Here is a 13,486-nt window from a genome sequence, read left to right as displayed (position 1 = left end):
CGGCTCCGATCTTCCTAGTCCCCCCCCCCCCTTTGGTTGCCGGCCCCCAGGTCCCCCTGCGCGGTATAGACCCCGCTGGGGGTGTGCCCTCCCGGCCGCCCGCCCAACCCCGAGCCGTCCCCCGACGGCATCGAGTGGTCCGTCGAGAAGGACGTCACGCGCTACGGCGACACCTTCCGTCACCCGCAGGACGTCGAGATGCTCATCGGCAACGTCGTCGACGACACGTACACGGGCGTCATCGACGTCAAGGTCACGCTCACCTTCTACGCGGGCCGGTCCGCCACCGCGCCCGACCGGGTCCTCACCCTCGCCGACACGGCCGACGGCACGACCGTCACCACGCCGCGCAACAGCGAGCGCATCGTCGCCGAGGTGTACGCCACCGGATCCGGCGGCGGCTGCGAGGAGTTCTGGTACCTGACGGTGGCCGACCCGGCGCCCTACTCCTGCAAGGCCGACCACGGCCCGTACCGCGAGGTGCAGATCAAGGTCGACGGGCGGCCGGCCGGGATCGCCGCACCGTTCCCCGACGTATGGACCGGTGGCTGGTCCAACCCCTTCCTCTGGTACGTCGTTCCGGCCCCGCGCGCCTTCGACGTGCGGCCGATCGAGTACGACCTGACCCCCTTCGCCGGGTTGCTGAACGACGGCCGTCCGCACCGCGTCGAGGTCTCCGTCGCGGGCGTGCCCGAGGGACAGACGGGCTGGAGCCTCCCGGTGAACGTGCTGGTCTGGCAGGACCCGCACCGCGCGCACGTCACCGGCCGCCTGACCGTGGACGAGGCGAGCGACCCGGTGAACTCATCGACGTACACGCCCGGTTCGGGGACGCACCGCGTGGACACCGATGCCGGCCACCGGCTGACCACCGCCGGATACGTCGACACCTCGCACGGCCGTGTGACGACCACCGTCAGCCGGGCGCTGGCGAACACCTCGGTGCACCGCTGGACCGACGGTGAGACGACGGACGGACTGAACGCCACCTGGACGGACGACGAGTCCGTGACGGTCGACGGGCGCGGACCGGCCCGGACGACGCGCACGCACCGGACGTACACGATGGACGGCACCACGACCCTCGGCACGGACGACCGGCTGCGCACCGTCCTGACACTGGGGGACCGGGCGGCCGTCGTGACGACGCGTGAGGGCCGCCGCACGGCGTGGTCGCGGCTCGACGACACCTACGCGGGCGATGCGGCGTACACCGCGAACGTGCCCCGCGACCAGCGTCACGCGGTCGGCACGACGAGCGAGCGCTACCGGCTGTACGGCTCGGACGGCTGCTACGACCGCTCCCTGACGGCCGTTCAGGGCGTGCTCACCCGGGACGACACCGGCTGCTGAACCCGGCGGCTCCCACTCCGGTGACACCGAGTTACGGAGGGGGGGGCCGCCCTTGGCATGCAAGGGCTTCCGGACGCGGCGCACCGCCGCACGGCTTCAGCAGCGCCTGACCGCTTCCCCGTCGATCAGCGTGTCCAGCAGCCCGCCGAGCGTCTCGCGCTGCTCGTCCGAGAGCGGGGCCAGGATCTCCGCCGCCGCCGACCGGCGGGCCCGGCGCAGCTCCGCGAGTGTCCTGTGCCCGTCGTCGGTCAGCTCGATCCGGGTCACCCGGCGGTTCGTCGGGTCGGGCACCCGTCGCACCTTGCCGCTCGACTCCAGGCCGTCGACCAGTGTCGTCACCGCGCGCGGCACCACCTCGAGGCGCTCGGCGAGGTCGGCCATGCGCGGCGGCGAACCGTAGTGCGCGAGGGTGCGCAGCAGCCGCGACTGCGCCGGGGTTATGCCCAGGTCGCGCAGCTGCATATGGCGCTTCTGGATGCGGTGCACCCGGCGGGTGAGCCGCAGCAACTGCTCGGCGAGCAGGCCCTCGGGATCGGGGGTGGTCATGCGGGAACAATATCAGGACCATGTTCATTGTGAGCATAGGTAACAATGAGCTATGCTCCGTCAGTCATCGTCGGCCGGCCTCCCTGCCGACACCCGCTCACCTCCGTAGGAGCCCATGCACCCCGACCGTGAACCCTCCTGGACGCCGTCCGCCGAGACAAGGGAACAGCCCCGGCAGGTACGCCGCATCCTGAAGCTCTTCCGCCCCTACCGCGCCCGGCTCGCCGTCGTCGGCCTGCTGGTCGGGGCCTCGTCCCTGGTCTCGGTGGCCACGCCGTTCCTCCTCAGGGAGACCCTCGACGTCGCGATCCCGCAGGGCCGCACCGGCCTGCTGAGCCTGCTCGCGCTCGGCATGATCCTGAGCGCCGTCCTGACCAGCGTCTTCGGCGTGCTCCAGACGCTGATCTCCACGACCGTCGGCCAGCGCGTCATGCACGACCTGCGCACCGCCGTCTACGGCCGTCTGCAGCGCATGTCGCTCGCCTTCTTCACCCGCACCCGCACCGGCGAGGTGCAGTCCCGGATAGCCAACGACATCGGCGGCATGCAGGCCACCGTCACCTCGACCGCCACCTCCCTGGTCTCCAACCTCACCAGCGTGGTGGCCACGATCGTCGCGATGATCGCCCTCGACTGGCGTCTGACCGTCGTCTCACTGCTTCTGCTCCCGGTGTTCGTCTGGATCAGCCGCCGAGTCGGCAACGAGCGCAAGAAGATCACCACGCAGCGCCAGAAGCAGATGGCCGCGATGGCCGCCACCGTCACCGAGTCGCTCTCCGTCAGCGGCATCCTCCTCGGCCGCACGATGGGCCGTTCCGACTCGCTCACCGAGTCCTTCGCGGGGGAGTCCGAGCAACTGGTCGACCTCGAAGTGAAGTCGAACATGGCCGGCCGCTGGCGGATGGCGGTCATCACGATCGTCATGGCCGCCATGCCCGCCGTCATCTACTGGACCGCGGGCGTCGCCCTGCGGATGGGCGGCCCCGAGGTCTCCCTGGGCACCATCGTCGCCTTCGTCTCGCTCCAGCAGGGCCTGTTCCGCCCGGCCGTCAGCCTGCTGTCGACCGGCGTCCAGATCCAGACCTCGCTCGCGCTGTTCCAGCGCATCTTCGAGTACCTCGACCTGCCCGTCGACATCACCGAGCGGGAGCGGCCCGTCCACCTCGACACCGTCAAGGGCGAGGTCCGCTTCGAGGGCGTCGAGTTCCGCTACGACGCGCACAGCGACGCGGTCGCCCCGGTCCTCGACGGGATCGACATCGCCGTCCCTGCGGGCAGCAGCCTCGCGGTCGTCGGTCCGACCGGGGCGGGCAAGTCCACGCTCGGCTACCTCGTGCCCCGGCTGTACGACGTCACGGGAGGCCGCGTCACCCTGGACGGCGTCGACGTCCGCGACCTCGACTTCGACACCCTGGCCCGCGCGGTCGGCGTCGTCTCGCAGGAGACGTACCTCTTCCACGCCTCGGTGGCCGACAACCTCCGCTTCGCCAAGCCGGACGCCACCGACGAGGAACTGCACGCGGCGGCGAAGGCGGCCCAGATCCACGATCACATAGCCTCACTGCCGGACGGCTACGACACCGTCGTCGGAGAGCGCGGCCACCGCTTCTCCGGAGGCGAGAAGCAGCGCCTGGCCATCGCCCGCACCATCCTGCGGGACCCGCCGGTCCTCATCCTGGACGAGGCGACCAGCGCCCTGGACACCCGCACCGAGCACGCCGTCCAGGAGGCCATCGACGCCCTGTCGGCCAACCGGACGACGCTCACCATCGCGCACCGCCTCTCCACCGTCCGGGCCGCCGACCAGATCGTGGTCCTCGACTCCGGGCACGTGGCCGAACGCGGCACGCACGACGAGCTGCTGGAGCTCGGCGGACGGTACGCGGCCCTGGTCCGCCGGGACGCGCGACTGGAACCGACCAGATGACGATATGCCAGGTTTGAGGCAGTATGCGGGTTAACGTGCCCGCATGCAGATGAACACTCCGCCACGGAGCGCGATTCGACTGACGCGCCGGGGCAAACTCGTCCTCGTCGTGACCTGCGCCGTCGTGGCCGGCACCGCCGTGGCGGTGCCGCTGCTGAGTCTGAACAGCGGCGGGGGCGCCAAGCCCAGGACCCTGGTGATCCCGGAGGGCTGGCGTTCGAGCCAGGTCTACGACGCCGTCGACAAGGTCCTCGCCCTGCCCGCGGGCAGCACCCGGAAGTCCATCGGCAAGTCGGGGCTGAAGCTGCCCAACGACGCCGAGGGCAACCCGGAGGGCTATCTCTTCCCGGCGACGTATCCGGTCGCCGAGAAGGCGACCCCCCAGTCGCTGCTGCAACTCATGGTCGACACCGCGAACCAGAGGTTCAGCGCGGCGCCGGTGGCGGCCGGTGCGCAGCGCAGCTCCATGAACATCTACCAGGCGGTCACCATCGCCAGCATCGTCCAGGCCGAGGCCGCCTCCAAGGCCGACATGGGGAAAGTGGCCCGGGTCGTCTTCAACCGGCTGGAGCGCGGCATGCCGCTGCAGATGGACTCCACCATCAACTACGCGCTGAACAGGAACACGCTCACCACGAGCACGGACGACACCCGGATCGACAGCCCCTACAACTCCTACCAGCGCATGGGTCTGCCGCCCACACCGATCGACAACCCCGGCGAGCAGGCGTTGCGTGCCGCGGTCAACCCGACGCCCGGCAACTGGCTGTACTTCGTCACGGTCAAACCGGGCGACACCCGCTTCACCTCCGACTACGCGGAGCACCTGCGCAACGTGGCCGAGTTCAACGCGCAGCAGAGGAGCAAGGCGTCCCGGCACAGCCAGTCCCAGCACAGCCAGAGCCAGAGCCAGAGCCGGAGCCCGGGGCAGAGCGCGAGTCCCCAGCAGAGCCAGAGTCCCCAGCAGAGCCAGAGTTTCCAGCAGAGCCAGAGTCCCACGCAGCAGTCGCAGAACCCGCTGACCTCACAGCCACCGAGGTGACCCGGCAGGTGCTCCCGCGGGACATCACGCGGCGGCCGGCTCCGCGGCCAGCAGCCGCCTGATGTCCCGCACGGCCGCGCGCCCCGCCCGGTTGGCTCCGATGGTGCTCGCCGAGGGGCCGTAGCCGACGAGGTGGATCCGCGGATCGGCGACCGCGCGGGTCCCCTCGACCCGGATCCCGCCGCCCGGTTCGCGCAGCCGCAGCGGGACCAGATGGTCGAGGGCCGCCCGGAAACCGGTCGCCCACAGGATGACGTCGGCCTCGACGTGCCCGCCTCCCTCGAGCTCTCGACTTCGCCCGGGCAGGAGGGACCCCCACCCCCACGCCACCCCGTCCGGAGTGATCCGGTCGAACATCGGCAGCCGGTGCAGGACCCCGTCCCGCAGCCCCTGCCGGATGGCGTCGTTGAGCGGGAGCCCCGTGACCGAGACCACACTCCTGGGCGGCAGTCCCTGCCGGACCCGCTCCTCCACCAGGGCCACCGCGGCCCGGCCCGCCTCCTCGTCGAAGGGCCCCTCCCGGAAGACGGGGGGCCGCCGGGTGACCCAGGTGGTGGCGGCCGCGAGCGGGGCGATCTCCAGGAGGTGCTGGGTACCGGAAGCGCCCCCGCCGACCACGACCACCCGCAGCCCGGCGAACTCCTCGGGCCCGGCGTACTGCGCGGTGTGCAACTGCCGTCCGCCGAACGTCTCCTGACCCGGGTAGCGCGGCCAGAACGGCCTGTCCCAGGTACCCGTGGCGTTGATCAGCGCCCGTGCCGCCCACGTGCCGTCCGAGGTCTCCACGAGCAGTCGCCCGTCCTCCCCGTCACGCACGGAGCGGACGTCGACGGGGCGTCGTACCCGCAGGCCGAAGGCGCGCTCGTAGGCGTCGAAGTACTCGGCGACGACATCGGCCGAGGGCCGCGCGGGATCGGCGCCCGTCAGTTCCATGCCCGGCAGCGAGTGCATCCCGTGGACCTTGCCGTACGTCAGCGACGGCCAGCGGAACTGCCAGGCGCCGCCGGGGCCGGGGGAGTGGTCGAGCACCACGAAGTCACGGTCCGGCTCGAACCCGGTGCGCCGCAGGTGATAGGCGCTGGACAGACCCGCCTGTCCAGCGCCTATCACCACTGCCTCGACCTCACGTGTGTCGTTCACGTTTTTACGAACAGCGCGGTGGTCATGGAACTTCCCGTGCGTCGCGGTCCCCACGGTGATCACGGAGCGGTCGGTCGGTGGGCGGCAAACCGCGGCGGCTGGGCCAGGATGGTGGCATGTCGGATGTCTTCACCACACGAGTGCTGAACGTCGCCACCGGTTCCCGGGAGAGGGTCGTCGACCTCACCGGGGACTGCGAGGCCTTCCTGCGCGAGACGGCGGGCGGCCGCGACGGACTGCTGAACATCTTCGTCCCGCACGCGACCGCCGGTATCGCCGTCATCGAGACGGGTGCCGGCAGCGACGACGACCTCCTGGCGGCCCTGCGCACCCTCCTCCCGGCCGACGAACGCTGGCAGCACCGTCACGGCAGCCCCGGACACGGCCGTGACCACGTCCTCCCGGCGATCGTCCCCCCGCACGCGACCCTGCCGGTGCTGGGCGGGCGCCTGGAACTGGGGACGTGGCAGTCCGTGTGCCTGGTCGACACCAACCGGGACAATCCCAACCGTCAGGTGCGGCTGAGCTTCCTCGGCTGAGCTCTTCCGGCTGACGCGGCGGGATCAGACCGGCGGCGGCCCGGACCCCTCGTCGCTGATCCCGTCGGTCTCCGGGAGTGCTTGTTCGGCCCAGATGACTTTGCCCTGGGGGGTGTAGCGGGTGCCCCAGCGTTCGGCCATCTGGGAGACGAGGAAGAGGCCGCGGCCGCCTTCGTCGGTGGTGGCGGCGTAGCGCAGGTGGGGGGAGGTGCTGCTGCCGTCGGAGACTTCGCAGGTGAGGGTGCGGTCGTGGATGAGGCGGACGTGGATGGGGTCGGTGCCGTAGCGGATGGCGTTGGTGATGAGTTCGCTGAGGATGAGTTCGGTGGTGAAGGCGAGTTCGGTGAGGTTCCAGGTGTCGAGGGTGTCGGCGACGTGGGTGCGCATGCGGGAGACGGCGGCGGGGTCGGCGGGGACGTCCCAGTCGGCGATGTGGTCGGGGGGCAGGGCGCGGGTGCGGGCGATGAGGAGGGCGACGTCGTCTTTGGGGCGTGGGGGCAGGAGTTGGTCGAGGACGGCTTGGCAGCTGTCTTCGGGGGTGCGGTGGGGGTGGCCGGTGAGGGCGTGGCGCAGGAGTTCCATGCCTTCGTCGAGGTCGCGTCGGCGGTCTTCGATGAGGCCGTCGGTGTAGAGGACGAGTTGGGTGCCTTCGGGGAGGTGGAGTTCGGCGGTCTGGAAGGGCATGGCGCCCAGGCCCAGGGGTGGGCCGGTGGGCAGGTCGGGGTAGGTGGCGGTGCCGTCGGGGTGGACGAGGGCGGGGGCGAGGTGGCCGGCGCGGGCCATGGTGCAGCGGCGGGTGACGGGGTCGTAGATGGCGTAGAGGCAGGTGGCGCCGACGACTTCGGCGGCGGTTTCGGCGTTGGCTTCGTCCTGGTCGATGCGGCCGACGAGGTCGTCGAGGTGGCTGAGGATTTCGTCGGGGGGCAGGTCGAGGGTGGAGAAGTTGTGGACGGCGGTGCGCAGGCGGCCCATGGTGGCGGCGGCGTGCAGGCCGTGGCCGACGACGTCGCCGACGGCGAGGGCGACGCGGCTGCCGGGCAGGGGGATGACGTCGAACCAGTCGCCGCTGACGCCGGACTGGGCGGGCAGGTAGCGGTAGCCGATTTCCAGGGCGCTTTGTTCCGGGAGGGCGCGGGGCAGCAGGCTGCGTTGGAGGGTGACGGCGAGGGCGTGTTCGCGGGTGTAGCGGCGGGCGTTGTCGATGCTGACCGCGGCTCGTGCGACGAGTTCCTCGGCCAGGGAGAGTTCCTCCTCGTCGAAGGCCTCGTGGCGTTTGGCGCGCCAGAAGTTCGCCATGCCCAGCACCACACCGCGGGCCTGGATCGGCGCCGCGATGAGCGAATGGATCCCGTACGCGATGATCTCCCGGGTGCGTTGCGGATCCTGCGCCAGCCAGCCGTTCGCCCCCGCCAGATCGGTCACCAGTTCGGCTCGCCCGCTGCCGTAGCCGCGCGCCTGAGGCGTGGACGGCAGGAAGTCGATCAGCCGGTCCTTCCCGTACAAGGGGGGATCGTCCCGGATGCCGTGGACGGCGACACGTCGTAGGCCGGTGGCGGTGGGAGCGGGTTCCTCGCCGTGCAGCACCCCGTCCGCGATGTCCACGGTGACGAAGTCCGCGAGCCGGGGCACCGCCACCTGCGCCAGCTCGTCCGCCGTCCGTACGACGTCCAGGGTGGTGCCGATGCCCAGACCGGCGTCGTAGAGCAGCTTGAGCCGCTCGCGCGCCAGCTCCGCCCGGCCCGACACCGCCTGCAGCTCCGTCGAGTCGCGCAACGTCACCACCGTCGCCGCGCCACCACCCCCACGCTCCGTGGGCCGCTGATTCACCGCCAGCAACCGCTCCCCGGCCGGATGCACCTCGTCGGTCGCCTCACGCCCGGACGCCAGCAGCTCCACCGTCTCCGGATCCAGGCTCGACAACTCCCAGACGGACCGTCCCTCGGCGTCGGGCGGCAGTTCCAGCAGGCGCCTCGCCTCGTCGTTGGCCAGCAGCAGACGCCCGTCCTCGCTGACGATCAGCACCCCTTCGCGCACGGAGTGCAGCACCGTGTCGTGGTGTTCGTAGATGCGGGTCAGTTCGGCCGGGGCGAGGCTGTGGGTCTGGCGGCGCAGCCGCCTGCCCACCAGCGCCGTCCCGCCGGTCGCCACCACGAGCGCTCCGGCCCCGGCGGACAGGATGATCGGCAGCTGCCGGTTCACCTCACTGGTCACGTTCTTGACCTTGAGCCCCGCGGAGACCAGGGCGGTCACACGGCCGTCGGCGCCGTAGATGGGGACGGTGGCCTGGACCTCGTGCCCGAGCGGGCCGTGGACGCTTTCCGTGTACAGCTTTCCGGCGAGTGACGGCCCGATCCTGCCGACGAACCGCTTCCCGATCCGGCTCGGGATGGGGTGGGTGTAGCGGATGCCCTTGGTGTCCATGACCACGATGAAGTCGACACCCGCGGACCTGCGCCCCGCCTCGGTGAGCGGCTGGAGCACCTTCGACGGGTGGGTGGTCTTCAACGCCTGCAGGATGCCCGGCGAGTGCGCGAAGGTCTGCGCCACGGCTATGGACCGGCGCTTGGCCTCCGAGCTGGTGTCCCGTTCCGACTGCAGGACGAGGGCGAAGACGGCACAGACCACGAGCAGCACGACCAGTGCCACTTGTAGTACGAGGACCTGCCCGGCGACGCTTCGCGGGCTCCTGCCGCTGAGCAAGCGCCAGGAGGAACGTCGAAACCGGGCGAATCTGTCCGCCATGCGACATTTGTAGCACCGGTAATTCCTGGTGGCTATGGCCTCGTCCAAGTCGTGAACAACTTCCGCCCTCTTCCGGCACGTGCGAAGTCCCGCCCGCGCGCGGGAATCGACCACCCTCGCGCACCGGGCGTTTACAGCTGTCGCGGTTCGCGCTAGCTTCGCAGGGAAGTGGAGTGGGAGCGCTCCCATCGGTGGACCGGAACCCGCCGCCCGGGACCGCTCCCGCTCCACGTGCCCACCGGCACGCCTCCGTACCCTCCTGGCAGCCTTCCGTACGGCCCCGTCCGGCCGGAGGGCGGATGCCGCCGGACCGGAGAGGCGTATCTGCCATGCCTATGACATCTCTGCGGCGGGCGGGGCGTGATGGTGCGCAACGCCTGCCGGAACGGCTCGCTGGGTCCGGAGCGGAGTACGACGTCGGGATGCGTCGTCCAGGGCTCCGGCGCCGACGGTGCGGCGACCCTGCCCTGTCAGGTGGGCTGAGCCGCCGCCGCTCTGGGCGGACCCCGTGGCATTGTCCACCGGGTCCGCGAGCCGGGCGGGCGAGGGGGGTTCGGCCCGTCCGGAAGGGGCTCCCCCTGCCCGAACCGAACAGAGGGCCCGGGGGAGCGTGGCTTGTGTCGAGGCCGTGATGGCGACAACGTTGTCTCGGTGGTCTGTACATGACTTTACCGCCTCAACAGACAACGATGTCAAGCAAGTTCCACTCACCCGACCGGGTGATCCCGGCGGGCGTCGCTGCTGCTGCACACGGTCTTCCGTGGCACGGGCGGCGCACGCTACTGTCCCTGCGGCTTGTGCGACCCGTGATGCGCGACCCGTCCCAAGGAGGAGGGGCCGCGTCATGCGCTTCCGTCCCATGTCCCTGCTGCTCGCCGCGGTACTCGCGGCCGGCGGCTCCCCCGCCCTCGCGGCGACCGCCGCACCGCCTGATCTCGTCAAGGACCCCACCGCCCACGTCGACCCGCTGATCGGCACCAGGAACGGCGGCAACGTCTTCCCGGGGGCCGTCGTGCCCTTCGGCATGCTCTCCTGGAGCCCGGAGAACATCAGAGGCGACGCCGGCGTCCCCCAAGCCCTCGGCCCCGTTCGAGCAGGGGGTACCCCCATCGCCGCGCCCGGCGGCTACCAGTACGACGCCACCCGCATCCGCGGCTTCAGCCTCACCCACATGTCCGGCACGGGCTGCGCGGGCGGCAGTGGCGACATCCCGTTCTTCCCCTACGCCGGCGAGGTCACCTCTTCCCCGGCGAGCGACACCAAGGACGCCGTCTACGCCTCCGGCTTCAGCCACACCGACGAGACCGCCGAACCCGGCCACTACAAGGTGGGCCTCGCCTCCGGCGTCACGGCCGACCTCACCGCGACCACCCGCACCGGTTCCGCCCGCTTCACCTTCCCGGACGACGAGCCCGCCTCGCTGCTCGTCCGCACCGCCGACTCCGAGGTGGGGTCGGCCGATTCGTCGATCACCATCGACCCGGACACCCGCACCGTCTCCGGCTCCGTCACCTCCGGAGACTTCTGCGGCTACCTCGACCCCGAGGGCCAACGTGCCTACTACACCCTCTACTTCACCGCCCGCTTCGACCGTCCCTTCAAGGCCGACGGCACCTGGCAGGACGACAGGCTGAACCCGGGGGCCACCTCCGCCTCGGGCGGGACCGGCGGCTTCTCCAACGGCGGGCGGCCGGTCGCGGGCAAGGGCGCGGGCGGGTACGTCGAGTTCGCACCCGGCACCGGTCCGGTGAACGTCAAGGTCGGCATCTCGTACGTCAGCCGGGCGGCCGCCGCGGCGAACCTCGCGGCCGAGAACCCGCCGAAGCGCTCCTTCGACGCGGTGAAGGACGCCGCCCGCGCGGCCTGGCGCGACCGCCTGGACGCCATCCGGGTCGGCGGCGGCACCGACGCCGACCGCACCACCTTCTACACCGCCCTCTACCACTCCCTCCTGCATCCGAACGTGATCAGTGACGCCGACGGGAGATACCGCGGCAGCGACGACAAGGTGCACCGGGTCGGCCGCGGCCACCGGGCCCAGTACGGAACCTTCTCCGGCTGGGACGTCTACCGCGACCAGGTGCAGCTGCTCACCCTGCTCGACCCGCGCACCGGCTCGGACGTCGCCCAGTCGCTGTACGAACTCGCCCGGCAGAACGGCGGGATCTGGGACCGCTGGCTGCACGGCGCGAGCGGCACGCACGTCATGAACGGAGACCCCTCACCCACCGCCCTGGCCGGGATCCGGGCCTTCGGCGGCACGGACTTCGACCTGCGCGGGGCGCTGGAGTCACTGGTCCAGGCGGCGACCGTGCCCACGGAGCAGGACCTGTCGGCGGCGGGCAAGCCGGTCCTGTCGGTCGGCCAGCGCCCGTCGCTCGACAAGTACCTGGCCAAGCACTACATGCCGTCCGTCTCCAACGCATGGGGCGGCGCCGCCGAAACCCTCGAGATGTCCACCGCGGACTTCTCGCTCTCCCAACTCGCCACGGCGGCGGGGAAGAAGAGCACCGCGGCGGCCTTCGCCCGGCGGGCCCAGTGGTGGCAGAACAACTTCAACATCGCCGCCGACCGGAGCGGCGGCTACATCGCCAACCGCAAGGCCGACGGCAGCTGGGTGACCGGCTTCACACCCGACACCGGCAACGGGTTCGTGGAGGGCACGGCGGCCCAGTACACCTGGATGGTGCAGCACGACCCGGCCGGACTGTTCGCGGCCATGGGCGGCACCGGCAAGGCCCTGGCCCGGCTCGACGACTTCTTCCACGACGCCGACGGCGGCTGGGCGTTCACGGGCAGCGGCGGCACAAAATCCGAACTGGACAACGAGCCGTCGCTCAACGTCCCCTACCTGTACGACTACGCGGGCGCCCCGTACAAGACGCAGGAGACGGTCCGGGCGGCCGTGCGGCAGCTGTGGTCGACCCAGCCCGGCGGCATCCCCGGCAACGACGACCTCGGCGCCATGTCCGCCTGGTACGTCTTCTCCGCGCTCGGCATGTACCCCCAGGTCCCCTCCCGAGCCGAACTCGTCCTCGCCTCACCGCTGTTCGAGCGGGTTGAGATCGACCGCCCGCACGGCAACGACATCTCCATCCGCGCGAAGGGAGCGGCTCCCGACGCGCCCTACGTGCAGTCCCTGAAGGTCAACGGCCTCAGCAGTGACCGTACTTGGCTCCCGGCCTCGTTCGTGCGGGACGGCGGACGGCTGGACTACACGCTCTCCGGCACTCCGAACCGCGCCTGGGGCGCGACCGCCCCGCCGCCCTCCTTCCGGGAGGGGGAGCAGCCGTACCAGATCGGCGTCGGGCCGACCGCGGCGACGGTCGCGCCCGGTGCCGGCACGAAGGTCGGCATCCGCGCCCTGTCGCTGAACGGCGGCACCGGCCCCGACGTCCGCTTCCGCGTCGAGACCCCGGACGGCATCACGGCCACGCCCGCCGAGGGCACGGTGACCGACGGCTCGCAGCAGATCGCCCTGTCCGCCGCCGACGACGTCCACCAGGGCTTCTACGACGTCAAGGTCACGGTGACCTCGGGCGGCACCTCGTACGAGCAGCCGGTCGCCCTGACCGTGGCCGCGCCCGGAACCCTCCTGGCGTCCTACAACAACACCGGCGTCTCGGACGACACCGGCGACCACGACGAGGCCGACTTCGACGGCGGCGGCTGGAGCTACTCCCGCCAGGCCCTCGCGGCGGCGGGCCTGACCGCGGGCGCGCAGGGCACCGTCGACGGCCTCACCTTCACCTGGCCCGGCTCACCCTCCGGCCGTCCGGACAACGCCTCCGCGGCCGGCCAGACCGTCGAACCGGTCACCCCGGCGGCCAGGCTGTCCTTCATCGGCAGCGGGGTCAACGGAAACCAGAAGGCCACGGCGACGGTCACCTACACCGACGGCAGCACCGGCACGATCGACCTCTCCTTCACCGACTGGACCGTCGGCGGAGGCGGCGGCACCGTCCAGTACGGCAACGAGGTCGTCGCCAAGAGCGCGTACCGCAACGTCGCGGGCGCGGACAAGGACCCGGTGGCTACCTACGTCTTCGCGACCAAGCCCTTCGAGGCACCGTCCGGGAAGACCATCAGGAGCGTGAAGCTCCCGGACGACGCGGATCTGCACGTGTTCACCCTCGCGGTCGGCTGAGCATCGCGCCGGCCGCCCCGGCGCAGGAGGCCGCCCCCGGTGCCCCCGGC

Annotated in this window: 6 protein-coding genes and 2 pseudogenes; 5 read left to right on the top strand and 3 right to left on the bottom strand. The window is 71.3% G+C overall.

All coding sequences use genetic code 11. The features are described 5' to 3' along the window. Positions 1-105: 105 nt before the first annotated feature. A pseudogene (locus tag ACFW2E_RS15225) lies at positions 106-1,353 on the top strand (peptide-N4-asparagine amidase); the annotation flags it as partial. Between the two features lie 96 nt (positions 1,354-1,449). Here the strand turns inward: ACFW2E_RS15225 and ACFW2E_RS15220 are convergent. Continuing rightward, positions 1,450-1,899, bottom strand: a complete 450-nt coding sequence (locus ACFW2E_RS15220; protein WP_384466476.1) for a MarR family winged helix-turn-helix transcriptional regulator — start codon at positions 1,897-1,899, stop codon at positions 1,450-1,452. 115 nt (positions 1,900-2,014) lie between these two features. Here ACFW2E_RS15220 and ACFW2E_RS15215 point away from each other — a divergent pair, with 115 nt between their 5' ends. Continuing rightward, positions 2,015-3,826, top strand: a complete 1,812-nt coding sequence (locus ACFW2E_RS15215) for an ABC transporter ATP-binding protein (RefSeq protein WP_384466474.1) — start codon at positions 2,015-2,017, stop codon at positions 3,824-3,826. A 43-nt stretch (positions 3,827-3,869) separates the two neighbouring features. After that, a pseudogene (mltG, locus tag ACFW2E_RS15210) lies at positions 3,870-4,703 on the top strand (endolytic transglycosylase MltG); the annotation flags it as partial. 189 nt (positions 4,704-4,892) lie between these two features. Here the strand turns inward: mltG and ACFW2E_RS15205 are convergent. Beyond that, positions 4,893-6,008 carry an NAD(P)-binding domain-containing protein gene (locus tag ACFW2E_RS15205; protein ID WP_384466472.1) on the bottom strand — a complete coding sequence of 372 codons (1,116 nt, stop codon included), beginning with the start codon at positions 6,006-6,008 and terminating at the stop codon, positions 4,893-4,895. 116 nt (positions 6,009-6,124) lie between these two features. Between ACFW2E_RS15205 and ACFW2E_RS15200 the strand changes: the two genes are divergently transcribed. Beyond that, entirely contained in the window at positions 6,125-6,547 is a 423-nt protein-coding gene (locus ACFW2E_RS15200; RefSeq protein ID WP_384466470.1) for a secondary thiamine-phosphate synthase enzyme YjbQ, read from the top strand. A 24-nt stretch (positions 6,548-6,571) separates the two neighbouring features. Here the strand turns inward: ACFW2E_RS15200 and ACFW2E_RS15195 are convergent, their stop codons facing one another. Then, positions 6,572-9,289, bottom strand: coding sequence for a SpoIIE family protein phosphatase (locus tag ACFW2E_RS15195; protein WP_384466468.1), 2,718 nt, complete (start codon positions 9,287-9,289; stop codon positions 6,572-6,574). 844 nt (positions 9,290-10,133) lie between these two features. On the opposite strand from ACFW2E_RS15195, the gene ACFW2E_RS15190 reads away from it, so the two are divergent. Next, a complete protein-coding gene (locus ACFW2E_RS15190) occupies positions 10,134-13,436 on the top strand; it encodes a GH92 family glycosyl hydrolase (RefSeq protein WP_384466466.1) in 3,303 nt (1,100 codons plus the stop codon). The last annotated feature ends 50 nt before the right edge of the window (positions 13,437-13,486 follow it).

This window comes from Streptomyces sp. NPDC058964, assembly GCF_042741275.1.
Classification (GTDB): domain Bacteria; phylum Actinomycetota; class Actinomycetes; order Streptomycetales; family Streptomycetaceae; genus Streptomyces.
Note: the sequence above shows the minus strand (reverse complement) of the source record. Positions and strands in the feature narration are given on the sequence as shown.

What these genes read in the sequence shown, in the direction of transcription:
- ACFW2E_RS15200 (WP_384466470.1), top strand. Translation starts at nt 6,125, where the DNA reads ATGTCGGATGTCTTCACCACACGAGTGCTGAACGTCGCCACCGGTTCC.
- ACFW2E_RS15190 (WP_384466466.1), top strand. Translation starts at nt 10,134, where the DNA reads ATGCGCTTCCGTCCCATGTCCCTGCTGCTCGCCGCGGTACTCGCGGCC.
- ACFW2E_RS15195 (WP_384466468.1), bottom strand. Translation starts at nt 9,289, where the DNA reads ATGGCGGACAGATTCGCCCGGTTTCGACGTTCCTCCTGGCGCTTGCTC.
- ACFW2E_RS15215 (WP_384466474.1), top strand. Translation starts at nt 2,015, where the DNA reads ATGCACCCCGACCGTGAACCCTCCTGGACGCCGTCCGCCGAGACAAGG.
- ACFW2E_RS15220 (WP_384466476.1), bottom strand. Translation starts at nt 1,899, where the DNA reads ATGACCACCCCCGATCCCGAGGGCCTGCTCGCCGAGCAGTTGCTGCGG.